This window comes from Deminuibacter soli, assembly GCF_003412455.1.
GTDB classification, from domain to species: domain Bacteria; phylum Bacteroidota; class Bacteroidia; order Chitinophagales; family Chitinophagaceae; genus Deminuibacter; species Deminuibacter soli.
Genome location: NZ_QTJU01000016.1, coordinates 48,451 through 72,629 on the forward strand (window position 1 = coordinate 48,451; position 24,179 = coordinate 72,629).

Annotated in this window: 20 protein-coding genes and 2 tRNA genes; 16 read left to right on the top strand and 6 right to left on the bottom strand. The window is 47.6% G+C overall.

Features of this window, described 5'->3' with window-relative positions; translation table 11 throughout:
• The first annotated feature begins 42 nt into the window (after positions 1 to 42).
• Positions 43 to 366 (top strand): hypothetical protein, encoded by a 324-nt coding sequence (locus DXN05_RS23665; protein WP_147314077.1) that lies wholly within the window; start codon positions 43 to 45, stop codon positions 364 to 366.
• Here DXN05_RS23665 and DXN05_RS23670 read toward each other — a convergent pair whose 3' ends face one another.
• Positions 367 to 1,056, bottom strand: a complete 690-nt coding sequence (locus DXN05_RS23670) for an aspartate/glutamate racemase family protein (RefSeq protein WP_116849793.1) — start codon at positions 1,054 to 1,056, stop codon at positions 367 to 369.
• Positions 1,057 to 1,235: 179 nt separating this feature from the next.
• On the opposite strand from DXN05_RS23670, the gene DXN05_RS23675 reads away from it, so the two are divergent.
• The 9 genes from DXN05_RS23675 (at position 1,236) to DXN05_RS23715 (ending at position 14,596) form a co-directional block, all read left to right on the top strand.
• Positions 1,236 to 1,805: a YceI family protein gene (locus tag DXN05_RS23675; protein ID WP_116849794.1), complete on the top strand. Its 570-nt coding sequence runs from the start codon at positions 1,236 to 1,238 to the stop codon at positions 1,803 to 1,805.
• 175 nt (positions 1,806 to 1,980) lie between these two features.
• Positions 1,981 to 2,535, top strand: a complete 555-nt coding sequence (locus tag DXN05_RS23680) for an RNA polymerase sigma factor (RefSeq protein ID WP_116849795.1) — start codon at positions 1,981 to 1,983, stop codon at positions 2,533 to 2,535.
• 78 nt (positions 2,536 to 2,613) lie between these two features.
• Positions 2,614 to 3,651 carry a FecR domain-containing protein gene (locus tag DXN05_RS23685; RefSeq protein ID WP_116849796.1) on the top strand — a complete coding sequence of 346 codons (1,038 nt, stop codon included), beginning with the start codon at positions 2,614 to 2,616 and terminating at the stop codon, positions 3,649 to 3,651.
• A 73-nt stretch (positions 3,652 to 3,724) separates the two neighbouring features.
• Positions 3,725 to 7,006, top strand: a complete 3,282-nt coding sequence (locus DXN05_RS23690; protein WP_211330136.1) for a SusC/RagA family TonB-linked outer membrane protein — start codon at positions 3,725 to 3,727, stop codon at positions 7,004 to 7,006.
• A gap of 17 nt (positions 7,007 to 7,023) precedes the next feature.
• The gene (locus tag DXN05_RS23695; protein ID WP_116849798.1) at positions 7,024 to 8,808 is read left to right on the top strand and encodes a RagB/SusD family nutrient uptake outer membrane protein; all 1,785 of its coding nucleotides are present in this window, start codon (positions 7,024 to 7,026) and stop codon (positions 8,806 to 8,808) included.
• A gap of 40 nt (positions 8,809 to 8,848) precedes the next feature.
• Positions 8,849 to 9,685: an endonuclease/exonuclease/phosphatase family protein gene (locus tag DXN05_RS23700; protein WP_116849799.1), complete on the top strand. Its 837-nt coding sequence runs from the start codon at positions 8,849 to 8,851 to the stop codon at positions 9,683 to 9,685.
• A 145-nt stretch (positions 9,686 to 9,830) separates the two neighbouring features.
• Positions 9,831 to 11,396 (top strand): purple acid phosphatase family protein, encoded by a 1,566-nt coding sequence (locus DXN05_RS23705; protein WP_116849800.1) that lies wholly within the window; start codon positions 9,831 to 9,833, stop codon positions 11,394 to 11,396.
• Between the two features lie 11 nt (positions 11,397 to 11,407).
• Positions 11,408 to 13,222, top strand: coding sequence for a cytochrome-c peroxidase (locus DXN05_RS23710; RefSeq protein ID WP_116849801.1), 1,815 nt, complete (start codon positions 11,408 to 11,410; stop codon positions 13,220 to 13,222).
• A gap of 153 nt (positions 13,223 to 13,375) precedes the next feature.
• On the top strand, positions 13,376 to 14,596 hold the full coding sequence (locus DXN05_RS23715; RefSeq protein WP_116849802.1) for an FAD-dependent monooxygenase: 1,221 nt from the start codon (positions 13,376 to 13,378) through the stop codon (positions 14,594 to 14,596).
• A 6-nt stretch (positions 14,597 to 14,602) separates the two neighbouring features.
• Here the strand turns inward: DXN05_RS23715 and DXN05_RS23720 are convergent, their stop codons facing one another.
• From DXN05_RS23720 to DXN05_RS23745, 5 genes are all read right to left on the bottom strand, one after another.
• Positions 14,603 to 15,430 (bottom strand): hypothetical protein, encoded by an 828-nt coding sequence (locus tag DXN05_RS23720; RefSeq protein ID WP_116849803.1) that lies wholly within the window; start codon positions 15,428 to 15,430, stop codon positions 14,603 to 14,605.
• Positions 15,431 to 15,508: 78 nt separating this feature from the next.
• The gene (locus DXN05_RS23725; protein WP_158559423.1) at positions 15,509 to 16,393 is read right to left on the bottom strand and encodes a helix-turn-helix domain-containing protein; all 885 of its coding nucleotides are present in this window, start codon (positions 16,391 to 16,393) and stop codon (positions 15,509 to 15,511) included.
• Positions 16,394 to 16,705: 312 nt separating this feature from the next.
• Positions 16,706 to 17,083 (bottom strand): nuclear transport factor 2 family protein, encoded by a 378-nt coding sequence (locus DXN05_RS23730; RefSeq protein WP_116849805.1) that lies wholly within the window; start codon positions 17,081 to 17,083, stop codon positions 16,706 to 16,708.
• Between the two features lie 424 nt (positions 17,084 to 17,507).
• A tRNA-Glu gene (locus tag DXN05_RS23740) sits at positions 17,508 to 17,579 on the bottom strand.
• A gap of 317 nt (positions 17,580 to 17,896) precedes the next feature.
• A tRNA-Glu gene (locus DXN05_RS23745) sits at positions 17,897 to 17,968 on the bottom strand.
• A gap of 337 nt (positions 17,969 to 18,305) precedes the next feature.
• On the opposite strand from DXN05_RS23745, the gene gap reads away from it, so the two are divergent.
• The 6 genes from gap to DXN05_RS25170 all read left to right on the top strand — a co-directional run bounded on the left by gap (position 18,306) and on the right by DXN05_RS25170 (position 24,160).
• Positions 18,306 to 19,319 (top strand): type I glyceraldehyde-3-phosphate dehydrogenase, encoded by a 1,014-nt coding sequence (gap, locus tag DXN05_RS23750; protein ID WP_116849807.1) that lies wholly within the window; start codon positions 18,306 to 18,308, stop codon positions 19,317 to 19,319.
• Between the two features lie 193 nt (positions 19,320 to 19,512).
• Entirely contained in the window at positions 19,513 to 20,712 is a 1,200-nt protein-coding gene (locus tag DXN05_RS23755; protein ID WP_116849808.1) for a phosphoglycerate kinase, read from the top strand.
• 312 nt (positions 20,713 to 21,024) lie between these two features.
• Positions 21,025 to 22,077 (top strand): DUF6807 domain-containing protein, encoded by a 1,053-nt coding sequence (locus DXN05_RS23760; RefSeq protein ID WP_116849809.1) that lies wholly within the window; start codon positions 21,025 to 21,027, stop codon positions 22,075 to 22,077.
• Between the two features lie 215 nt (positions 22,078 to 22,292).
• Entirely contained in the window at positions 22,293 to 22,883 is a 591-nt protein-coding gene (locus DXN05_RS23765) for a LemA family protein (RefSeq protein WP_116849810.1), read from the top strand.
• Positions 22,884 to 22,900: 17 nt separating this feature from the next.
• On the top strand, positions 22,901 to 23,362 hold the full coding sequence (locus tag DXN05_RS23770) for a TPM domain-containing protein (RefSeq protein ID WP_116849811.1): 462 nt from the start codon (positions 22,901 to 22,903) through the stop codon (positions 23,360 to 23,362).
• Between the two features lie 15 nt (positions 23,363 to 23,377).
• The gene (locus DXN05_RS25170; protein WP_262511518.1) at positions 23,378 to 24,160 is read left to right on the top strand and encodes a TPM domain-containing protein; all 783 of its coding nucleotides are present in this window, start codon (positions 23,378 to 23,380) and stop codon (positions 24,158 to 24,160) included.
• Positions 24,161 to 24,179: the final 19 nt, after the last annotated feature.

Consider the following 24,179-nt stretch of genomic DNA (forward strand, 5'->3'; position numbering starts at 1 on the left):
ATGTTTTAATTTACAGCACACGTTTATACTAAACCCTGAACCATGAATACTGAATATAGCCGTACTTCTTCCATGAAGTATCATATAATGGGTGTTGATATTGTTCTCAAATCAATAGCCCTTCCTGTTGCGGGCAACAACAGCGTATACGAATTTACCGGCAGCTCCAGTCTCCGCGAAATAGGCCTTGCAGAAAAATTTTACTTCCAGGCGCCTGATAAATTTGCCGTAATGTTATCCAGTTTTGGTTTCCATACTTCGCTGAAACCCACGCAGCAGCCGCACCAGCGCGCATTGGCCGCATACCTTTGCCGCAGCATAGAACTGGGCAGACTGGTGGAACCATCTGCCATGGCCATAAAATAATTACTGCAGCATAAACTGTACGGCTGCCTGCACATGCAGCTCCAGCGTGTTAAAAACAGGAATGCTTACATCTCCCGGTTTTATCAGCATCGGTATTTCTGTGCAACCGAGTATCACGCCCTGTGCGCCTTGTTCAGCCAGTTCGTTAATGAGCCGGATATATTTTTCTTTAGTGGAAGGCAGCAGCACATTACGTCCCAGCTCCTCATAAATCGTATACTGTACAAATTCGCGGTCTGCATCGCCGGGTATAATGGTGCGTATACCGTGTTGTGCCAGGCGGCCGGTAAAAAAATCTTCTTCCATGGTAAAGCGTGTGCCTAACAGGGCCACGGTGTGTAATTGCTGCTGTACAATGGCCTGCGCCGTAGCTTCGGCAATATGAATCAGGGGCAGCTGAACATTTTCCTGCACCGCGTCGGCAATCAGGTGCATGGTGTTGGCACAAAGCACGATGGCCTCTGCACCACCCTGTTTCAGCTTTTGGGCAGCAGCGCTTAGCATTTGCGTAGTGCTTGCCCAGTTGTTGGTATCGTTGTTACGTTTAATATCTGCATAGTTAAAAGAATACACCAGGCATTCTGCAAAATTCAGCCCGCCCAGTTGCGCGTTCACGCCTTCATTCAGTAAACGGTAATAATCCTGTGTAGATACCCAGCTGGTACCGCCCACCAATCCAATGATCCGCATAGCTAAAACGTTTGATTTAATAATGGTCCGCAAATGTACCCATAGCAGGTGCTATTTATTTTACCGCTGGTACTATTTCTTATCATACATCAAGTGGCAGTTTCGCCAAAACTGCCCATTTTTGTGGCCGATTCCGCAAATAGAAAACCAGTCATGCGGGCCCGATAAAACACACTACAATGAAAAAGGCAGTACTTTTTTTTGCAGCCGCATTAATTACGCTGAGCAGTTTTGCACAAACCTGGAAAGCAGATCCTGCGCATTCCAAACTGGCATTTACCGTTACCCATATGGGTATTAGCGATATTTCCGGCATCTTCGGAAAATTCGATGTTACTATTATTGCTGCCAAAGCTGATTTCAGCGATGCAGTTGTTGAACTGAGCACTGATGTAAGTTCTATCAACACCAACGTTGACATGCGCGACAACCACCTGAAATCTCCTGATTTTTTTGATGTGGCCCAGTTCAGCACCCTAACTTTCAAAAGCACTTCACTGAAAGCAAACGGTAACAATCAATACACCATCTCCGGCAACCTTACCCTGCATGGTGTAACCAAACCTGTAAGCCTTACCCTGGTATACAGGGGCACTACCACTAACCCGATGAGCAAGGCTACTACAGCCGGCGTACAGGTTACCGGTACCATCAAACGTTCTGATTTCAACATCGGCGCCAAATTCCCAAGCGCAATGGTAAGCGACGAAGTGCGTATCAAGGCAGACGGTGAATTTATCAAACAATAATAGTCCGTTTTATTCTCAATCCGTACGGAATAACATGCATGCAGTGGTTTCACTGCATGCATTTTTTTTGCTGCCACAGTTTTTTGCTAACAGCTGTTATTGTGTGGTAACAATCAGTTAACACATACGTTTGTAGCAAGCGCTGTAATTTGGCTGCCTATTATAACCCCTGTGAATGAACAGTAACAGTATTTCTGCGCTTCGTGATGGTTGTGAAAGCACATTCGAGGAAGCATACTATGCTTTTCATCAAAAGCTGTATGCCTACTTCGTAAAGAAAACAGGCTCTGTTACGGTGAGCGAAGAACTTGTGCAGGTAACTTTCATCAAACTGTGGCAATTCAGGTCTGGTTTGAATACAGAACTGCCATTGTCTGTTCAGCTTTTCCGCATTGCCAAAACCAGTGTCATCGATATACTGCGCAAAGAAGCCCGCAACAGGGTAGTTGCTGCCATTGATGAAGAAGCGCATAATATACCCGTGAATGCAGCTGATGAACTGGTGCACGACCGGTTATTGCTGGTAAAACAGGGCATGCGGCATTTATCTCCCATGCGCCGCAAAATTATTGAAAGCAGGCTCGAAGGTTTAAGCAACCACGAAATTGCCGTAAGCCTGTCTGTATCGAAAAAGACGGTTGAAAACCAGATCAACAAGGCAGTGCGTGATATCCGCAAAAATATGGATGTACCGCTGATCGTGATCAGTGTTACCTTACATCTCCTTTAATCTTCATCCATTTTCCTTCCTGTATTAACGAATTGTTAAGCGTAGGTGTAAATGTTTTCTGCAGCGTATTACTGGTGAATGGAAATCTCTACATCACAGATACGTGCATTTTTAGAAAACAGGTGTTCAGCTGAAGAGGCTGAAATAATTCATCGCTGGCTGCAGCAGCATCCTCATGCGCTCGATGCGCTGCTGGATGAAAACGAGTGGCTGCAGTTTGAGGATGATGATCTGCTGCCGGCCCGGCGCTCGCAGCAATTGTTTGCCTCCATACAACAACGGAAGAAAGCGCGGGTGTTGCGTTTACACCGCATGCGTGTGGCTTTGCGCGTAGCGGCTATAGTTGCGGTGATGGTAACAGCAGCCGGTTTTTTGTATGGTATAATGCAGCGTACTGCCGATACAACTGCACCTACCCTTGCTGCTGCCACAGCAACACGCGATTCAGTAGTAATGAATTATTCCGCAAAGCAGTTGCAGATACGGCTTGAGGACAGTTCTGAAATTACCCTGCAACCCAACAGCGCAGTGCGTTACAACTGGCCTTTTGGTAAAAACGACCGCAACATCAGTTTAAACGGTGCAGCAGCTTTTGTGGTGCACCATGCCGAAAAGCAGCCCTTCACGGTATATACACCGGGCTTTTCTACCACGGCCCTGGGCACTGTGTTCCAGGTAAATGCTTTTAAAGGAGAACATACTGCTTCCGTAAAACTGTTGCAGGGAAAAGTGCTGGTGCGCAACCTGGTACACCGGCAGCAACAGGCTTATCTTAAACCAGGTGAACAGTATGTATTCAGCAATACTTCTTTCAACCTTACCCCTGTAAATGCTAACCCTTCCGCGCCAGACCAGGGTGCTGTTGCAGCACACAGGAAGGATGTTGATACAGGACTAACGTTCAGCAACATGCCGGTACCGGTAATTATGCAGCAACTCACTGCAGCTTACCATGTGCATATTATGTGTGCAGATACCACGCTGGTCAGGAGAAAATTCACAGGCCATTTCAGCAGAAATGATTCGCTGGAAGACATCCTGCAAACCATTGCCCAGTTAAACGATTTAACGGTGAACAAAAAGGGAAGTGGTTACGAAATAAAACCCATGCCGTAAAGCCTGCTGGTTCATATGAAAAAACTCATTGAAAAATGAGATGGAAATGTATTGTCCATAACTACCAATAAAAATGAAAAAAAGAATGCACTGCAAATTGCTTACGCTGCTGCTCTGTTCAGTTCTGCTGGCCTTTACGGCCGGGGCGCAGACTGTGAAAGAAGCTGTAAGAGGCGTAGTAAAAAATGAGAAAAACCAGCCCATGGGGCAGGTGTCGGTTATTGTAAAAGACAAGAATGGTTTGTTCAGTAAGGCAACACAAACCAACGATGCAGGGATGTTCAGCTTTCGACAGCTGGAAAATGGACATACCTACAATTTCACCTTCAGCTATTTAGGCTACCAGTCAAAAACCATGGACGGTTATTTGTACAATGAAGGTGATATGATTACACTGGCCGTTAAAATGGACAGTGCACAAACAAGTTCATTGAATGAAGTGGTGGTAGTAGGTTATGGCACACAACGCAGGGCCAATGTTACCGGTGCGGTAACACAGGTTGGTGGCGAAGTGCTTGACAACAGGTCTATCCCCAACATTACACAGGGGCTGCAGGGTGTTGTACCCAACCTGAACCTGGTAATGGGTGATGGTAAACCTATTCAGTCGCCCGCATACAATGTACGCGGTACTACCTCAATTGGCCAGGGCGGTAATGCACTGGTGTTGATTGATGGTGTGGAAGGTAACCCTACATTAATCAACCCCAACGATGTGGCAAGCATTACAGTATTGAAAGATGCATCTTCTGCTGCCATTTATGGTGCAAGAGCTGCATTTGGTGTGGTATTGATAACAACCAAAACGCCGGCCAAACAAAAAACGACTATCAGCTATTCATCCAACTACTCTTTCAAAAAACCTACAACTGTACCGGATGTAGTAACCAACGGCTACCAGTATGCATCTATGTTTAATGAAGCCTGGAGTGCGTGGAATGATTATTCACAAACGCCGCAGAACATCAATAAAACACAGCCTTTCTCCCCAACCTATCTTGCTGAACTGAAAAGAAGAGACGCAGATCCCAGCCTGCCGAAAGTAGAAGTTGGTGCCAACGGCAACTATGTATATTATGGCAATACCGATTGGTATCACCTGCTGTATAAGGATCATACCTTTTCTACTGATCAGAACCTGTCTGTTTCAGGCAGCTCAGACAAAGCGGGTTATTATATCACCGGCCGCTATTTTGGCCAGGATGGTATCTTCCGTTACAATTCTGATGATTTTAAAATGTATAACTTCAGGGCTAAAGGTTTTATCAACCTCACTTCCTGGTTACAGATCAACAACAACACAGATTTCTCTTACCGCTCGTATCACAACCCGCTGAACGTAGGTGAAGGCGGCAGCATCTGGAGAAATATGGCAGATGAAGGTCATCCTTCTTCTATGCTGTACAACCCGGACGGCACTTTCACACAGTCTGCAGCATATACGGTGGGTGATTTTGTATACGGTAAAAATGGTATTGATACCACCAACCAGCTTATTCGCAATACAACCGGTTTTACCGCGAAGTTTATGCATGATCACCTGCGCATTAAAGGTGATTTCACTTTCCAGAAATCAAACAACACAGAAAAGCAACGCAGGGTACAGGTGCCTTACAGCGTTACTCCAGGTGTAATTGCCTATGTAGGTACAGGTACCAACGACCTGCAGCAGCGCAGCGCGCAAACACAGTACCTCGCATCGAATATCTATGCAGAGTATGAAACACGTTTTGGCGCGGATCATTACTTTAAGGCACTGGCTGGTTATAACTATGAGCAGTCAACCTTTCAAACATTTCTTGCTGCACGCAATGGTATTGTGTACAGCGATGCCAACAATATCAATCTTGCGCTTGGACAAAATATCAATACTTCAGGCGGTTATGAAAAATGGGCCATACTCGGCGGCTTCAGCAGGTTGAACTATGCTTATAAAGACCGTTACCTGGTTGAAGTGGACGGCCGTTATGATGGTTCATCGAAATTTCCTGCAGATCAGCGTTATGCCTTTTTCCCATCAGTATCAGCCGGCTGGCGGGTTTCCAAAGAAGCTTTCTGGCATGTACCGGCAAGCGTGATCACCGATGTTAAAATCCGTGGTTCTTATGGTTCACTGGGTAACGGTAATGTGGCTTCTTATACTTACCAGGAAAAATTCGGCATCACGCAGCTGGGCCGTGTAATTAATGGTGTGTTGCCACAGCAAACAAGTCAGCCCAACGTACTGCCTGATGGCCTTACCTGGGAAACAGCTACTACAAAAGACCTGGGACTTGACCTGGTGTTACTCTCTAACCGCTTTACCATTACAGGCGATGTGTACAAACGCAATACCACCAATATGTTTACCGTTGGTCAAACCTTGCCTGCGGTGTTTGGAACAGACGTGCCCAAAGGCAACTATGCTGATTTGAAAACAACAGGCTGGGAATTGTCGCTTGCATGGAAAGACCTGTTTATGCTGGGTGGCAAACCTTTCCACTACGGCATTTCAGCCTGGATGTCTGACTACCAGAGCACCATTACCAAATACAACAATGCTACCAATTCTTTGACCGGCGTAAACGATGGCACCAATTATTATGCAGGTCAGAAAGTAGGAGAGATATGGGGTTATACCAACGATGGTTACTGGACTGCAGATAACGTTGCCGGTGCTAAAGCTGCGCAGGCTTTGTTCAAGGCATCTACCAGCGGACAGTACCTGCCCGGCGATATCAAACTGAAGGATCTTAACAAAGATGGCGTGATCAACAACGGTGACAATACCGTAAGCAAACCCGGCGACCTGCGCGTAATTGGCAACAGCACACCGCGCTACAGCTATGGTTTTAACCTGAGCGGTGACTGGAACAATTTCTTTATCGGCGCATTTTTCCAGGGCGTAGGCAAACAAGACTGGTGGCCTGGTGGTGAAGCTGATGTGTTCTGGGGCCAATACAACAGGCCTTACAACTATGCCATGAAATCACAGCTGGGTAAAATATGGTCAGAATCTAACCCGGATGCCTACTTCCCGAGGTACCGCGGTTATATTGCACAGGGTGGCAATATCCTGAACCAGCAGCAGAGCAAGTACCTGCAGAATGTACGTTATATCCGGTTGAAAAATATCCAGATTGGCTACAACCTGCCGCAGTCACTGCTTGCCAAAGCACATATCACCGGTGCACGTGTGTATGTTTCAGGTGAAAACCTGTGGTCACATTCACCGCTGTATAAAATTACCAAAGACCTGGATGTGGAGAACATTGGTAAATCAGACGTACTGCTCACCGGCAATTCCAACAATGGTAATGGTAACAACTATCCTATCCTGAAAAGTGTGACCGTTGGTTTATCTATCAATTTATAACAGTTAAAGTTTCAGTCATGTACATACAGTTGAAGAAACAGATTTTAATCCTGCTGCTGGGCTTTACAGCGCTGGTAGCGTGCAAAAAGAACCTTGACCAGCTGCCGCAGGACACTGCTACCAATGCCGCCATATTCGGCAGTGTAGACGGTATGAAATTATATACCAATTCATTTTATAACATTCTGCCTGATATTAGCACGCCTTATAAAACAGACTGCGACCTGTCTGACTATGGCGCGCGTAATGCGGTGAGTGATTTCCTGCGCAGCGGCGCCTACACCTCACGCCAGGAAACAGGCTGGAAGTGGAACGACCTGCGTAATATCAACTACTTTATTGCGAACTGCAATAACCCCGCTGTTCCGCAGGCCGCACGTGAAAACTATGTCGGTCTGGCGCGCTTTTTCAGGGCCTGGTTTTATTTTGAAAAAGTAAAGCGCTATGGTGATGTACCCTGGATCAGCAAACCGCTGGCTGTTGGTGACAGTGCATTGTACAGTGGCCGCACGCCGCGTGCACAGGTAATGGATTCTGTGATGGCAGACCTGAACTATGCCTGTGAGCATATTTCAACCGCTGATGATGCAACCCGCAGCACCATTACCAAATGGGTAGCTTATGGGTATAAATCAAGGGTGTGTTTGTTTGAAGGAACATTCCGCAAATACCAGAAAGATTTTGGCTTAAGCGGTTCGGCCGAACTGTGGCTGCAAAGCGCTTCAGACGCTGCAAAGAAAGTAATGGACAGCGCAAAGCTTAGCCTGAACCAGGGCGGCGATCTCGCTTACCGCAACCTGTTTATCAGCAACTCACCTGTTACAAGTGAAATAATGCTCGCAGATGTAAGCAGTTCTTCACTGGCTAAATTCAACGATGCCAACTGGTATTTTACCAGTGCAACCTATGGTGTGCGATTCAGCTTTACCAGGACGTTTATCAATACTTATCTTACCATTAACGGTACACCTTTTACTGATATTGCCGGGCATGATACCATCACGTTTGCCAATGAAGTAAAGAACCGTGACAAAAGATTGCAGCAGACCATCCGCATGGGCGACTATAAGCGCGTGAACAGCGGTGCCCCTGTTGCGGCACCGCCTGTATTCTCTTATACCTATACCGGTTACCAGCCAATAAAATGGTGCCTGGATGATACGTATAACGACAATGGTACTACCAATACCAATTCCATCAGCCTGATGCGTTATGCAGAAATACTGCTGAACTATGCAGAGGCCCAGGCAGAATTGGGTAAGCTGTCTGCCGGCGACTGGACAAAAACCATTGCTGCATTGCGTACACGCGCAGGTATCTCCGCCAATCTTGGCCTGCCTGCCGCTGCTGATACTTACCTGCAGCAGAATTACTATCCTGAAATTGCTGATGCCGCATTGCTGGAGATCAGGCGTGAAAGAGGTATTGAGCTGGCGCTGGAAGGTTTCAGGTATGCTGACCTGGTGCGCTGGAAACATGGCGATTTGCTTACCAAACAATGGAATGGTTTGTATGTACCTGAGCTGAACAAGCCGATGGACTTAAACGGTGATGGTGTGCTGGATGTATGCTTTTATAAAGGCACAGCTCCCACTGCAGTTCCGGGTGTTACTTATGTGAACGTATCTGAAACAGTAGGTGGTGTTACCAACCCGCAGCGTCTCAGCAACGATACTTATGGTGAATTGCATTGGCTGGATAACGTGCCGCGTGAATGGAAAGATTATAAATATCTTTACCCCGTTCCGTATAACGAATACCAGCTGAACCCGAAACTGGGACAAAACCCGGGCTGGAACTAAACGTCCGGTATCGTGCGCATAAACATAAACTCACAACAGCATGAAGAAACATTTAGCATTATGGATGGCAGCCCTGCTGCTGGTTGTTGCGGCGCAGGCGCAGCAATATACTTTCGGCACATACAACCTGCGTTACGATAATCCCGGTGATACCGGTAACCGCTGGGTAAACAGGGCGCCTGTTGTTGCAGCACTGATACAGTTTCACGATTTTGACGTACTGGGCACACAGGAAGGTTTGTTAAACCAGCTGGATGATCTCAGCAAAGCCCTGCCTGCTTACAACCGCTACGGGTTAGGCCGTGATGATGGTAAAGATGCAGGTGAACATTCTGCGATCTTCTATAAAAAAGACAAGTTTGAATTACTGCAGAAAGGCGATTTCTGGTTGTCTGAAACACCTGACCAGCCTACGCTCGGTTGGGATGCTACCTGTTGTAAGCGCATCTGCTCATGGGTGCAGCTGAAAGATAAAAAAAGCGGCAAAAGCTTTTTCTTCTTCAATGCGCATTACGATCACCAGGGTGTAAAAGCCCGTATTGAAAGCAGCAAACTGGTGCTGGCGCGTATTAAAGCAATCGCAGGCAGTAAGCCCGTGGTGTTTACCGGTGATTTAAATGGCGGTCATGAAACAGACTGTTATAAAATTATCGCCACCTCCACACTGCTGCAAGACAGCTACACACTGGTCAGCAATCCTTATGTGAATAACGGCAGCTTTAACGGCTTTGGCCACAACCTCCAAAGCAATGAGCTGATTGATCATGTGTTTGTAACCAAACAGTTTTCTGTTACCAGGTACGGCGTGCTTACAGATACTTACCGCGGTAAGTTTTCTTCCGATCATTGTCCCGTGCTGGTGAATGCGGGCTTGTAAACAATACCCATATTTATACTCTCGCGTCCCCGCTGTGTTTAACGGCGGGGATTTTTATTTACCGGTGCCGGAAAATTAATAATGATATAATACGGCTAGCGCCTGCTCCCGCACATAAAACAATTTCTTCGTGCAAAAGAACAGCATGAAGAAAATACCGGCGCTGCTGATGGCAGGCTTATTATCTTGTGGTTTATTGCATGCCCAGGATAAATCAACGGCAGGCACAGTAGGCGTGAATGTAATACGCGGCCCTTACCTGCAACAGGCCAGCAGCAATGCCATTACCATCCGCTGGCGCACAGATGTGGCGGCCCGCAGCCGGGTTCGCTATGGTAATACAGCCGGCGCACTCAGCAATATGGCAGATGATTCTTCACTTACTACCGAGCATATTGTTCACTTAACCAACCTGCAACCCCATACGCGCTATTATTATGCATTGAGCAGTTTTGCGCAGGTGTACCAGGGCGATTCTTCTTTTTATTTTTACACGCTGCCCAAGCCAGGCACTACAGGCAGCTACCGTATTGGCGTGTTTGGCGATTGTGGCAATAACTCCGTTAACCAGCAAAAAGTAAAACAGTCCTTCCTGCAATACCTGGGCAATAATTATATGGATGCATGGGTGCTGCTGGGCGACAATGCGTATACCAACGGCACCGATGCGGAGTTTCAGGCCAAGTTTTTCAATATTTATAAAAATGACCTGCTGAAAAACTACCCGCTGTATCCTGCACCGGGCAACCATGATTATAACGATAAAGAATTTCCCGGCGTGAATGAACTGGTACAGCGCACGCACCAGGTTGCATATTACCAGAATTTCTCTATGCCAAAGGACGGCGAATGTGGCGGTGTGCCCTCGCACACGCCGGCTTTTTATTCTTTTGACATCGGCAATGTGCATTTTCTTTCACTCGATTCCTATGGCAAAGAAGACAACCAGTACCGTTTGTACGATACAGCCGGTCCGCAGGTACAATGGGTAAAAAAAGACCTTGAGGCCAACCAGAACAAGCAATGGGTAGTAGCTTACTGGCATCATCCGCCCTATACCATGGGCTCGCATAACTCCGATACAGAAACCGAACTGGTTAAAATACGCGAGAATTTTATTGGTATACTTGAACGCTATGGGGTAGACCTGGTTTTATGCGGGCACAGCCATGTTTATGAAAGAACAAGACTGATACAGGGACATTATGGCATGGAGCCGACTTTCGACGCAGCCAAACACAATCTCAGCAGCGCTTCGGGCCTGTATAACGGCGACCAGAACAGTTGCCCGTATATTAAAGATGCCGGCAACAAAGGAACGGTGTACGTGGTAAGCGGCTCGGCAGGGCAGCTCGGTGGGCGGCAGCAGGCATTCCCGCACAATGCAATGTTCTATTCTAATGATACAGACGGTGGTGCCATGATGCTGGAAGTAAACAACAACCGCCTCGACGCGAAATGGATTTGTGCAGATGGCGCTATTCGCGATCACTTCACCATGATGAAAGAAGTGAACCAGGTAAAACAGGTAAAGGTTAAAAAGGGTGAAGCTGTTACATTAACGGCCTCTTACGAAGGCAATTACCACTGGAACAAAAGCAGTGAAACAACCCGCAGCATTACGGTTAAACCAACGGCAGCCACAGTGTATACTGTGGAAGATAAAATGGGTTGTGTGAAAGACCGTTTTGAAATAGCCATTGTCCGTTAAGTTTTACTGTTATGCGCCTTGTACTCCGTTTTTTTGTAACCGCCGCCTGTTTACTGGCTATTACAGCCGGTATTACGGTGCAACAAAAGTCTGCCGCGGTAGAGCGCGTGGAGGCATATGTTACGGAGCAATCGCACGGCTTTGCCGCGGCTGCCCGGCAGCTGCATGCAGCAATCGCGGCAATGAACGGGAGCAGGGCATCTGTTGTGCAGGCGCAGCAGGCTTTGTACAACTGCAGGCTGCATTACCAGCGCATCGGTTTTTTTCTGCAGTATTTTTTCAGCAGCGCAGCCAGTGAATTTGACATGCCTGCGAAATACGAAATTGAAGAACCTTATATGGAGTACCAGCACCCGGTGGGCATGCAGGTAATAGAAGCAGGATTGTTTGATAAAAAACCGCTGGCACAAAAACAGGATTTACTGCAACAGGCTGCACTGATTGAACAATCTGCTGCAGACTTACCTTCCCTGCTTTATCAATTCACCGCAACAGATGCGCAGCTACTCGAAAGCATACGGCTGGAGGTAATACGTATAATGACGTTGCATATTACCGGCTATAATGCACCCTTGCTCAAAAGCGGTGTTGCTGAAGCAAGGGAAGCATTGAGTGCACTGCAGTATACTTTACAGCCTTATCTTGAAGCGCAACCTGCCGGCAAAACAGCAGCGTGTATCGGATCTGCTTTGCAATACCTGCAACAGCACGCAGATTTCGATTCGTTTAACCGGCTTGTTTTTCTGCGCAGCTACGCACTTCCGCTGCAACAACAAATTGGTTTGCTTGCCGGTTCTCTGCATACACATATCCAAACAGCCACCGTATTAAACTATGATGCAGCCGGTTTATTCAGCAACAATGCTTTTCGTATGCAGGCATTTCCCGGCGGGGCAGATAGTGTAACCGAAACGCTGGTGCGGCTTGGTAAACAATTGTTTTACGATACACGGTTATCAGGTAACAATAGCCGAAGTTGCGCTACCTGTCACCAGCCGGATAAATATTTTACCGATGCCTTGCCGCAGAGCAAGCCCATGAGTGCGCGTTATCACATTAGCCGCAACGCACCAACACTGTTATATGGCAGCTACCAGTTTGCTTTTTTCTGGGAAGGCCGTGCTGCATCGCCGGTGCAGCAAATTGCTGCTGTGGTAACCAATGCAGCAGAGATGCAGGGTGATACCTCGCAGGTGGTACGGGTGCTGCAGTGTGATACTGTTTACAGGCATGCATTTGCCAATGTCTTTTCGCAAACAAAACAATGCTTCAGCTTTCAGCAAATAGCAGAAGCAATTACGGCCTACCTGCAAAGCCTGCATCCGTTTACTTCGCCGTACGACCGGTTTATGCAGGGAGATACGGCAGCATTAACTGCTTTGCAGCAAACAGGCGGCAATTTATTTATGGGTAAGGCACAATGCGGTACCTGCCATTTTACGCCGCTGTTTAACGGGTTAACACCGCCTTATTACAACAGAACGGAGTTTGAAGTGCTGGGTGTGCCGCAAAACAACACAGCAGCGCAACTGCATATTGACAAGGATAGCGGCCGTTATAAAGTACTGCCCATCCCGTTTTACCTGCATGCATTTAAAACGCCTACCGTACGCAACAGTGCTGTTACTGCGCCGTATATGCACAACGGTGTGTATAAAACGCTGGATGAGGTGATGGATTTTTACAATGCCGGCGGCGGTGCCGGTAAAGGAATAGTGGTAAGCAATCAAACGCTGGGCACAACGACGCTGCAATTAACCGTGGGGGAACAAAAGGCAGTGATTGCTTTTCTGCAATCATTAACGGATATACAACCAACCCGCTGAAAGCTTGGTATAAAATGCAACCGTGCTAAAAGCACGGTTCAGGCGCCCGGTGTGATAAATACCCGTGCGCCGTGTGAAAAATAACACGTGAAATAAAGCCGGTCGCGGTTAGGTTTACAGCCGTTTATACAATTTCACTTAAAAGCCAGTCAAATGGAGCCGAGTATTGCGATTATAGGTGGGGGAGTTGCCGGTTTGCTTACTGCTGTTGCCTTGCAGCGCAAAGGAATTGAAGCCACTGTATTTGAACAGCAACCTGCCGGTTTGCTGCACAACTGCATAACACTGCGTACCACGGCCATTGACCGGCTGCACCAGCTGGGTGTTTTACGGCCGTTGCTTCCTTATATCACCACCATTAATTATACCGAAACCTATACTGCACAAGGTTTTTTGCGTTCCAGGCGAACTGTTACCGGTAAAACCTTTGTGCTGGAGCAGCAATTCCTGCAACAGGTGTTGCGCCAGTCGCTGCAGCCCGGGCAGTTGCAAACAGGCAAACAATGTGTGCACATTAACCGTATCAGCGGCAAACCCGCTTCGCTTTATTTTACAGATGGCAGTTATGCGGCGGCAGGTGCGGTTATTGGGGCAGACGGGTTGAATTCTTTTGTACGCAAAAACTATTTCACCGGCAATGCCTCCCTGTATGCAGGCTATGTTTGCTGGAAAGGGTATGCCGAAATGCCCAATAGCTTTTTTGTACCAGGCACCAATTATTGTTTTGAACAAAACGACTGGTATTTTAAAGTAACTGTATTGCCCGGCAACAAGCTGCACTGGCAGGCTGTTGCTGCTGTGGCCGAAGCAGCCGCAAGCGGACTGGATGCATCGTGCCACCATGTGCTGGCTTATTTTGGCAACTGGTGCCCGGAGGTAAAAGCAGTGATTGCCGCAACAGCAGGCGAGTGCATAAAGCTTTGCGATTACTGTTACCCGCAGGAAGTGAAAAACATTGTGCAGTACCCGCTTGCATTGTCGGGCGATGCGGCACATCCCATGCTGCAGCAGCAGGACTGTATGGGTGTAACCCAGGCCATTGAAGATGCCGTATGCCTGCAATATATGATTGCCCGTTATGGCATAACCAGCAAAGCCTTTGCCGGTTATGAAAAGAGCAGGGTTGGGCAATGCAGGCGCAGCATAGGCTTGCAGAAAATAAAAAATGCCGAAACAAAAGTTTATTCTTCCATACGAACCGTGCTGGAACGCGTATGGCGTCCCGGCATGGTATTCCACGAAACCATAGAGTATGATTGTGAAAGCCGCTCTGCCGCACGTGCCACCCGGCAGCCTGCCGGCGGCGCGCGTAATACAGGCCATCTCCCCGGCCACCTGCAACAGGATGCACGGCCTGTGCAGTGGCTGCAATAAATTTCCTTACTGTTTGATGTATTCAAAACTGGCGAACTTTACGCCATTCACATATTGTGTAATCGCAAATCCTTCTTTGTTCTTCTCGTAAGTAAAATTTACAGGTGTGGATGCTGCTCCCGCTATTCCGCTGGTGGTATCTACCGCAGCCGCTGAAGTGGCTTTGAACGCATAGGTTTTCCCGTTAACATAATTGCGGCCCATGGTGTTTGCCTGGTCTCCCGGGTTTTCCGTAAAAATGCCTTCCGGTAACAGCTGTACCGTTGTGTCGTAGCTGAAATATTGTTGAGCCGACGCTTTGCCCGATAGCGTGTACCGGGTTACGGTAGTAATAAGATTATCGTTGTAGCTGAATTGCTCCCTGCGGGTGGCAGTATCAAAACTGGTATTTTGAAATGCCTGTAGTACCGGCCTGTCGTTATTGTATGTGAAGCTGGTTACATAAATACCGGTGATGGTGTATTGGTGTAACCGGTTTTTATCATCAAAAACATACACACCGTCTGCTGTACCGCTGTTTTGGCGGTAGGCGATGTGTTTGGCATCATCATAAGTGTAGGTGAAAAACACGTTGGTGCCGCCCGGTGCAATACGGGTAAATGCGGTTACACGGCCTTGTTTATCGTAGGCAAACGTATCGGTATTGGTAATGCCGCCACTGCCGTTGTAGATAATTTCTTTCTTCAGCAGGGTGTTGAATTTGCTGCTGTCTGTGCCCGCAGGTGCCGTAGTATCAGGGCCTGCAGTGGATGGCGTTGTAGGGTCCGGCGGATTGTTCTTTTTACAGGCACTCAAAAACAGTGTAAGCAATACGATCCAGGCAAATGGTTTCATGCAGGTTCAGTTAACAGGGTAAAACAATACTGTAAAACTGCACCAGCCTATGCAGGCGGAATAGTAAAAAAGCGACAATCAATATAGTGGGTTACCTGTAATGATCAAACTTGTAATGGCGCTGCTGTATTGGTGGTATTCGGCCTGCGCCGGCGTAAGGTCAGAAAGTTCGGTAGGCGTAAGGGTGGTAAAATCCCGGAAGTCTTTAATCATGTGCATCTGGTCGTAATAGCCGCAGGTATGTGCAATATGCGTCCAGTTATTTTCAGGTTGCTCCAGTTTTAATTGCATCGCCCTGTTGAAGCGTGCAATGCGCGCAAATGTTTTGGGAGAAACACCTACCTGCTCTGTAAATCTTCGTTGAAAAGTACGCTGCGATAAATTGGCTTGTGCTGCCAGTTGCGTAATAGGTACCTCTGCTGAATTGTGCAGGGTGGCTGCCAGCTGCTGAATGCTGTTGTGCGGGTCGCGCCATTTGCTGCGCCGTAAAAAATACTGCAGAAAAGTTTCGGCATGTTGCTTCATCGCAGCCAGCGATGCTGCTTCCTGCAATTGTTGCAGCAGCAGGCTGGCATAAGGGCCGGCTATGCTGGGCAGGTCAAAAAAGCGATCGGTAAATGCGGCGGCAGGAATACCAAAAATGCGGTAAAAACCGGCCGGTTTAAACTGTATGCTGAAGATGCGGTATTGCCCGTTATGGCAAACAGATCCTGCAAAGCCCGTGCTTATGCCCAGTGCCAGTGCAGGTTGTGTTACATCTCCGGCAGCTGTGCTGTTGTGCCCGGGACGCGTAAATGCCTTGTAGCGGCTTTGCAGGCAAAAGGGCATAAACCATTCATGTCTTGCATAACAGGGCATCCATACATTTTCGCCGGCGGTATCCAGCTCACGCAATAAAAAGCAGCGTATGTACGGCGCCAGCGCAGGAGAGGGTAGTATTGCAGTGGTGTTTGCCGTATGCATATCAGGCTTATAGCAGGATGGTTTGTATAAAAATAACCAATAACAACGATATGATGCGGGTGCTGCATACTGCTGCTTATTGCGGTATTGGCAATAGCGACTATGCATTAATCCCTCACGACTTTACAATATTAATCTGGATTATCATTTTTGTCTCAAACATAACGGCAGAAATTTTCTGCCGTTATGTTTTTACCATAAAAGCACCTTTATGGAAGAGCCCGCAGCAGGCGGATATGTGTTCTGTATGTGATTCGGAAGGGGATTACGCTAACTCAGGCTGTCAAGCCCTCATGTTCACATAATAACATTTTACAGCAGTTCCTGGCGATAGGATATCTTATCCACGATCAGCCATTTTCCGTTTAGCTTTACCAGGTTAAACCGATCAATATACCGAAAGGTGGCAAAGGTCAATTGCACGTGGGCTGAACCGGTATTTCCGTCCCAGGTATAGGAAATGAGTTCGGACTGGCATTCCTCTAATGCTACCTGGGCAACCAGGTCCAGATATTTCGGGAGTGCCCACTGAACCAATTTTCCTTCTATGATGGTCCTGATATATGCATCGGGATGAAAGGCGTTCCGGAGCCTTTCGATGTCTTTTATCGGACGTCCTTCAAGATAATCGTTAAGGGTAAGCTGAATTAGATGCTTTTCCTCTTCTACTCCGACTTTATTTGCTTCCATAATTTTGGACGTAAATTTATTCGTATTGTTTTAACCTTCCAAATGGTATATTCCGTAAAACAAAAAAATCCATTAGTCCTTTATTAATTCTCTTTTTTTTAGCCTCTTTATAAAACCAGGGATCAGGCTTTGATTTATTCTCCTTGATATATTTTATGACCCCGGGCTGTAGGTTTACAAAACGGCTAAGCCAATTATTCATACCGGGACAGGGCACACACTTACCTTGTTTGCAACATCAGTATTGTTGACGGAGTAAATAATCGTGTCGGTGTTTTTTTTGAATACAACGCCGGTCAAATAACCGTTCTTAATACATTCGGGTTGCACTTAGCTCCTTGGAGTTCAAATCAGCATATGGAGCAGGTATTAGCTTCAGTGGCATTAAAAAGCAAAACCCGCTCTCAGAGCGGGTTTGTGTTCGTAGCGCGTACGGGAGTCGAACCCGTCATTCCTCCGTGAAAGGGAGGCGTCTTAGCCGATTGACCAACGCGCCATTTGAAGCTTCTCTGCTGGTTAAGCGGGGCGCGAAAATAGGGACTTTTTTTAATTGAACATCAACTGGTAAAAAAGAAATCAAAAAAAAATTGCCCGCCAACGCATATAGCAAACAATATCACGGTTTCAGGCAAGCACCAGTGCCGTGATCGGCAGCTCGCGCTCACTCATGACTGACGACTGACGAATCGTACTTGCTCAGATAGTCTCGACTGTCGATTCTCGATGTTCCCCAACTCACCAGTATCTCCACAAACAAGAATCCCGACCTCTTTTGAAGACCGGGATTCACAACTTTAATTTCCTTTTCCTTTGTAGCGCGTACGGGAGTCGAACCCGTCATTCCTCCGTGAAAGGGAGGCGTCTTAGCCGATTGACCAACGCGCCATTTCGCCGTGTTCCCATCACTTATTGTGTGATTGGGAGCGCAAAAATAGGATGTTCTTTTATTCTGCCAAAAAAATAGCTGCCTTTTTGGTAAAAAAACTTCCAATCGTATATTGCTGAGCGCGTTACAACAAGCTGTAACCTGCACCACCACTGTGTTCCCGGGAGCATTCAGCTACCTCTCAGAAATGCCTGTACACATAAAAAATAAGTTTCAGCAACCGCATACAGGCCCGGCGCACTTGTTACCTAACCGTTAATTGCCTAAAATTATCCGTTCAAAATCTATTCAATAGGTGTAAATTGCCGTGCTTTTTAAAACCTAAAACTTGAATATATGAGCACAGTAAAAGTTGCGATCAATGGTTTCGGACGTATCGGCCGCCTGGTTTTCCGTCAGATTTACAATATGGAAGGCATTGATGTGGTTGCAATCAATGATTTGACAAGTCCCAAGGTGTTAGCCCACCTGTTGAAATACGACAGCGCTCAGGGTCGCTTCGATGCCAATGTTACTCACTCAGACAATTCTATCTCTGTAAACGGAGAAGAAGTTAAAATATATGCACAGAAAAATCCTGCTGAAATTCCCTGGAAACAGCACGATGTTGACGTGGTTCTCGAATGTACAGGTTTCTTCACCGATAAAGACAAAGCTGCTGCCCACCTTACTGCAGGTGCAAAACGCGTTGTTATCTCAGCTCCTGCTACAGGCGATCTGAAAACTATCGTGTTCAACGTTAACCACGATACACTCGATGGCAGCGAAACCATTATCAGCTGTGCATCCTGTACCACCAACTGTCTTGCTCCTATGGCGCAGGTACTCGACAAACAGTTCGGTATTGTTGCAGGTACAATGACTACCATCCACGCTTACACCAACGACCAGAATACACAGGATGCGCCTCATGCTAAAGGTGACCTGCGCCGCGCAAGAGCTGCTGCACAGAACATCGTTCCCAACAGCACCGGTGCTGCAAAAGCAATCGGACTGGTTCTGCCTTCTCTGAAAGGTAAACTCGACGGTAGCGCACAGCGTGTTCCCACTATCACCGGTTCTTTAACTGAACTGGTTACCATCCTCGGCAAAAAAGTAACTGCCGAAGAAATCAACAACGCCATGAAAGCTGCTTCAAACGAAAGCTTCGGTTATACTGAAGACGAAATCGTAAGCACCGACATCATCGGCATCCACTTCGGTTCCCTGTACGATGGTACACAGACTAAAGTAATCACTTCAGGTGACCACCAGCTGGTTAAAACCGTAAGCTGGTACGATAACGAAATGAGCTATGTAAGCCAGCTGGTTCGCACTGTAAAATACTTTGCAGGCCTTATCAGCAAATAACATAAATTTTACCGGCACCGGTACAGGCAGATACTTCGTTGTGTCACTCACTTGTACTGCAGTGCGGTAAGCGGCTTTATTAACCACAAAGCACAGGCGTATGAACGCAAATCACAGATTTTTTTAGTGACCCTTGTGTAAATAAGCAGTGTACTTTGTGGTTATTTTTTGCAACCATAAAATCTACTCTCCCATGAGCAAATTCAGCGACTATAATTTTAAAGGTCACAAGGCGTTGATCCGTGTTGACTTTAACGTTCCCCTCGATAAACAAACCCTCGCCATCACCGACGATACACGTATCCGCGCCGCAGTTCCCACCATCAAAAAAATTCTTGCCGATGGTGGCAGCGTTATCCTGATGAGCCACCTGGGCCGCCCAAAAGAAGGTCCGGAAGACAAATACTCACTGAAACACCTGGTGCAGCATTTAACTGAAGTGCTGGGCACACCGGTTCTGTTTGCAGATGATTGCATTGGTCAGCAGGCAACAGACAAAGCTGCTGCACTGAAAGGCGGCGAAGTATTGCTGCTCGAAAACCTGCGCTTCTACAAACAGGAAGAAAAAGGTGATGAAGCTTTTGCAGAAAAGCTCAGCAAGCTGGGCGATGTGTATGTAAACGATGCTTTCGGTACGGCACACCGCGCACACGCTTCCACGGCTGTAATTGCCAGGTTCTATCCTGCTGAAAATAAAATGTTCGGTCTGCTCATGGAAGCAGAAGTAAGCAGCGCTGAAAAAGTACTGCACCAGTCACAGAAACCTTTTACTGCCATTATCGGCGGAGCTAAAGTGAGTGATAAGATCCTCATCATTGAAAACCTGCTCGAGCGCGCTACCGATATCATCATCGGCGGCGGTATGGCTTACACGTTTATGAAAGCACAGGGCGGTAAAATCGGCAACTCGCTTTGTGAAGATGACCGCCTGGAAACAGCCAACGAACTGCTGAAAAAAGCAGACGCGAAAGGTGTTTGCATTCACCTGCCGGTTGATTCTATCATCGCCGACAAGTTTGATGCAGCTGCCAACTCTTCCTCTGCGCCCAGCGACAATATCCCCGACGGCTGGATGGGTCTTGACATTGGTGCCATGGCTATCGACCAGTTCACCAATGTGATCAAAAAATCAAAAACCATCCTCTGGAACGGCCCGATGGGTGTGTTTGAAATGGAAAAATTCCAGCACGGCACAAAAGCCATCGCTACAGCCGTTGCAGCAGCCACAGAAGCCGGTGCCTTCTCCCTGGTAGGCGGCGGCGACAGCGTTGCGGCTGTTAACCAGTTCGGTTATACAGACAAAGTAAGTTATGTATCTACCGGCGGCGGCGCCCTGCTCGAATACTTTGAAGGCAAAGTATTACCCGGTATTGCAGCCATCAGCGAAAAATAAACCCGGTTAAAATAAATTCCAGCCCGGCAGCTGTTAAAGTTGCCGGGCTTTTTTATGCGCATAACTCCGGTAATCCGTGCATCCCTGTCCCTCCGCCATTCCCCCGCTTCAACCGGCCATCGAAGCTTTCCTAAAGCTTTCATAGTTTTATTAACGCCTAAGCCGGTGTCCCCACCGGCGCCTGCCCCCAAGGCAGGAAGTCCCCCCAAAAGGCTATCCACTAACCTCTAAAAGCTATCCGCTAAAAGCTAACAGTTATCAGCTCGCCTTTTTTCATTATATTACGGGTACATTCCTGCTAATTGCCAGCATATGAAAAGTATTTATCTGTTACACGGCTACCTGCTGTGTTTTCTCGTTTCCGATTCCGCTTTTTTCCGAAACAACGACAACGCCCGCATCCAGGTAACCGATAACCCCGCCACACACGAGGTTCAGGTTACCATCGATAACCAGCCCTTTACCAGTTTTTTGTATAGTGACAGTCTTGCCAAACCCATCCTGTTTCCCATTTATGCACCCGGTGAAATAGTGGTTACCAGGGGCTTCCCGCTGGCACCGCGCACCGGCGAATCGCCCGATCACCCGCACCACGAAGGGCTTTGGCTGAACTACGAAAGTGTAAACGGCCTCGATTTCTGGAATAACTCCTACGCCATTCCGCCTGAAAAACGCAATAGTTACGGCGCCATTAAAAGAACCGCGGTTACCAATACCAGCAGCGGTACTACCGGGGAGTTATCCTACACGGCCAATTGGGTCAACATGCAGCAGCAGGTGCTGCTTACAGAAAATACCCGGTTTGTATTCAGCACAAAAGAAGATGCCCGTATTATTGACCGCATCACCACCTTAACCGCGCAACAGCAGGAAGTGCATTTTGCCGATACCAAAGACGGCCTGCTCGGCCTGCGCGTAACCCGCGAACTGGAACTGCCCTCCAACAAACCGCAGCAGTTTACCGATGCGCATGGTAATATTACTACCGTGCAGCCCGGCCCCGCAGTAGCCAATGGCGATTACCTCACCAGCGAAGGCAAAAAAGGAGACGATGCCTGGAGCTCCCGTGGCAAGTGGTGCCTGCTATATGGCAAAAAGAACAATACACCATTAAGTATAGCCATTATTGATCACCCGCAAAATCCCGGTTATCCTACTTACTGGCATGCGCGTGGTTATGGCTTGTTTGCTGCCAACCCGCTGGGACAAAAAGTGTTCAGCAAGGGAAAAGACAGCCTGGAATTGTCTGTGCAGCCGGGTAAAGCGGTTACCTTCCGCTACCGCATTGTAGTGGCAGCAGGCAAAAACTATTTATCGCAGCAAAGGCTCAACGAATGGAGTGATGCCTTCGCAAAGGAATTTTAACCCCTCCCAAACTGTTTTCACCTACATACGTTATTTCCATCAGTCATTTTATCAGCTGTATGGCCCTGCGGCCGTGTAATGGTTGCTGCGGCTGGTGGTGCGCTGCAATACGGTATCTTTTTGTCATAAACTGATAGCCGGCAATGACCGGTTGTCATAAAATATTAACCGGGTATTTCTTTTGCAGCGTATATTTAAACCTGAAAATCAATAGTATGAAAACAAAGAACCTTGCTCTGATTGTTATTGTAGCACTCGTTCTCATTTTGGGCGGCTGTGGCTGCGCCGGTTATAACGGACTGGTAACACAGGACGAAGCAGTGAAAAACAAATGGGCCAATGTACAAAGCGATTATCAACGCAGGGCCGATTTAATACCCAACCTGGTGAATACCGTGAAGGGAGAAGCCAATTTTGAACAAACTACTTTACAGAATGTGATCAACGCACGCGCTTCTGCAACGCAGATTAAAGTAAATGCCGAAGATCTTACACCTGAAAAACTGCAGCAGTTCCAGGCAGCACAGGGACAATTGTCTGCCGCGCTTGGCCGTTTGCTGGCAGTAAGTGAAAACTATCCCAACCTGCGCGCTAACGATGCGTTCCGCGGTTTGCAGGCGCAGCTGGAGGGTACCGAAAACCGTATTAAAGTATCACGCAACGACTTCAATGCTGCGGTACAGGATTACAACGTAAAAGTGCGCTCATTCCCGATGAACCTGTTCTCCGGCGTATTCGGATTCAGACCCAAAGCCGGGTTCCAGGCAGATGCCGGTTCTGACAAAGCACCCGAAGTTAAATTTTAATCAACTCGTTTAGCCGTATGCTTCATTTGTTCCGCAAAACCCAAAGCCAGTTTTTTTCGGAAGAAGAAAAGGCGCGTATTGTACAGGCCATTCAAACAGCTGAACAACGAACCAGTGGTGAAATACGGCTGTTTATCGAAAGCAAATGCCGTTTTGTAAATGCACTCGATCGCGCAGTAGAAGTCTTTGGCCAGCTCGATATGCACAAAACAGCGCAGCGCAATGGCGTACTGGTGTATGTTGCAGTGGTCGACAGGCAACTGGCCGTGTATGCTGACGAGGGTATTTTTCAAAAAGCCGGAAAAAGCTTCTGGAACAATGCCGTGCAAAGAATGCTGGCTGCATTTGATAAAAACAGCTACGTCAATGGCATCGAGAACATCATTCTCGAAACAGGAGAAACGCTTGCACAGCATTTCCCTTACGACAGAAGCAGTGATGTAAATGAATTGCCCGATGATATTGTTTTCGGAAAATAATTAAACCAAACAGGCATGCCGCACAGGTGTGCCTGTTCTTTTTACAGCATGAAGCGCATTTTAGTCTTATTGATATTGTTACTGGCAGTTGTGCAAATCAACGCACAAAACCTGTTGCCCAAACCCAACCCGGCCAGGCTGGTGGTAGATGAGGCGCATGTGTTAAGCCAGGGAGAATTACAAACACTCGAAGCCAGGCTGGTAGCGCTCGACGACAGTACTTCCAACCAGATCAGTATTGTAACTATTCCCACGCTCGACGATTATCCTATTGAAGAATATGCCAACAAACTGTTTCGTTCATGGGGTATCGGCAACGCCAAAACCAACAATGGTGTATTGATACTGGTAGCGGTGAACGATCGTAAAATGCGCATTGAAGTAGGGTATGGGCTGGAAGGCGCCATCCCCGATGTTACAGCGCTGAGCATTATCGACAACGATCTGAAACCTAATTTCAGGGCCGGTAATTATTATGAAGGATTTTCAGCAGCAGCGCAGTCTATCAGCAAAGCTGCCGTAGGTGAATACAAAGCCCCGCGTGAGAAGAAAGAAAAAGGCGGGGGCGGCGGTGTATTTGTGTTTATCATCATTCTCATCATCATCTTCTTCGTACTGGGCAGTGGCGGCCGCGGTGGTGGCGGAGGCGGCGGGGGCTGGATAGCACCGTTCCTTTTCTCCAGCATGGGCAGCCGTGGCGGCTGGGGTGGAGGTGGTGGCGGCGGCGGTGGAGGCGGCGGCTTCGGTGGCTTCGGCGGTGGCAGCAGCGGCGGCGGCGGCAGCAGCGGAAGCTGGTAAGTCGCATGTTATACGCTAT

Excerpts from the sequence above, each read along its gene's own strand:
- DXN05_RS23665 (WP_147314077.1), top strand. The coding sequence starts at position 43 with ATGAATACTGAATATAGCCGTACTTCTTCCATGAAGTATCATATAATG.
- DXN05_RS23670 (WP_116849793.1), bottom strand. The coding sequence starts at position 1,056 with ATGCGGATCATTGGATTGGTGGGCGGTACCAGCTGGGTATCTACACAG.
- DXN05_RS23675 (WP_116849794.1), top strand. The coding sequence starts at position 1,236 with ATGAAAAAGGCAGTACTTTTTTTTGCAGCCGCATTAATTACGCTGAGC.
- DXN05_RS23680 (WP_116849795.1), top strand. The coding sequence starts at position 1,981 with ATGAACAGTAACAGTATTTCTGCGCTTCGTGATGGTTGTGAAAGCACA.
- DXN05_RS23685 (WP_116849796.1), top strand. The coding sequence starts at position 2,614 with ATGGAAATCTCTACATCACAGATACGTGCATTTTTAGAAAACAGGTGT.
- DXN05_RS23690 (WP_211330136.1), top strand. The coding sequence starts at position 3,725 with ATGAAAAAAAGAATGCACTGCAAATTGCTTACGCTGCTGCTCTGTTCA.
- DXN05_RS23695 (WP_116849798.1), top strand. The coding sequence starts at position 7,024 with ATGTACATACAGTTGAAGAAACAGATTTTAATCCTGCTGCTGGGCTTT.
- DXN05_RS23700 (WP_116849799.1), top strand. The coding sequence starts at position 8,849 with ATGAAGAAACATTTAGCATTATGGATGGCAGCCCTGCTGCTGGTTGTT.
- DXN05_RS23705 (WP_116849800.1), top strand. The coding sequence starts at position 9,831 with ATGAAGAAAATACCGGCGCTGCTGATGGCAGGCTTATTATCTTGTGGT.
- DXN05_RS23710 (WP_116849801.1), top strand. The coding sequence starts at position 11,408 with ATGCGCCTTGTACTCCGTTTTTTTGTAACCGCCGCCTGTTTACTGGCT.
- DXN05_RS23715 (WP_116849802.1), top strand. The coding sequence starts at position 13,376 with ATGGAGCCGAGTATTGCGATTATAGGTGGGGGAGTTGCCGGTTTGCTT.
- DXN05_RS23720 (WP_116849803.1), bottom strand. The coding sequence starts at position 15,430 with ATGAAACCATTTGCCTGGATCGTATTGCTTACACTGTTTTTGAGTGCC.
- DXN05_RS23725 (WP_158559423.1), bottom strand. The coding sequence starts at position 16,393 with ATGCATACGGCAAACACCACTGCAATACTACCCTCTCCTGCGCTGGCG.
- DXN05_RS23730 (WP_116849805.1), bottom strand. The coding sequence starts at position 17,083 with ATGGAAGCAAATAAAGTCGGAGTAGAAGAGGAAAAGCATCTAATTCAG.
- gap (WP_116849807.1), top strand. The coding sequence starts at position 18,306 with ATGAGCACAGTAAAAGTTGCGATCAATGGTTTCGGACGTATCGGCCGC.
- DXN05_RS23755 (WP_116849808.1), top strand. The coding sequence starts at position 19,513 with ATGAGCAAATTCAGCGACTATAATTTTAAAGGTCACAAGGCGTTGATC.
- DXN05_RS23760 (WP_116849809.1), top strand. The coding sequence starts at position 21,025 with ATGAAAAGTATTTATCTGTTACACGGCTACCTGCTGTGTTTTCTCGTT.
- DXN05_RS23765 (WP_116849810.1), top strand. The coding sequence starts at position 22,293 with ATGAAAACAAAGAACCTTGCTCTGATTGTTATTGTAGCACTCGTTCTC.
- DXN05_RS23770 (WP_116849811.1), top strand. The coding sequence starts at position 22,901 with ATGCTTCATTTGTTCCGCAAAACCCAAAGCCAGTTTTTTTCGGAAGAA.
- DXN05_RS25170 (WP_262511518.1), top strand. The coding sequence starts at position 23,378 with ATGCCGCACAGGTGTGCCTGTTCTTTTTACAGCATGAAGCGCATTTTA.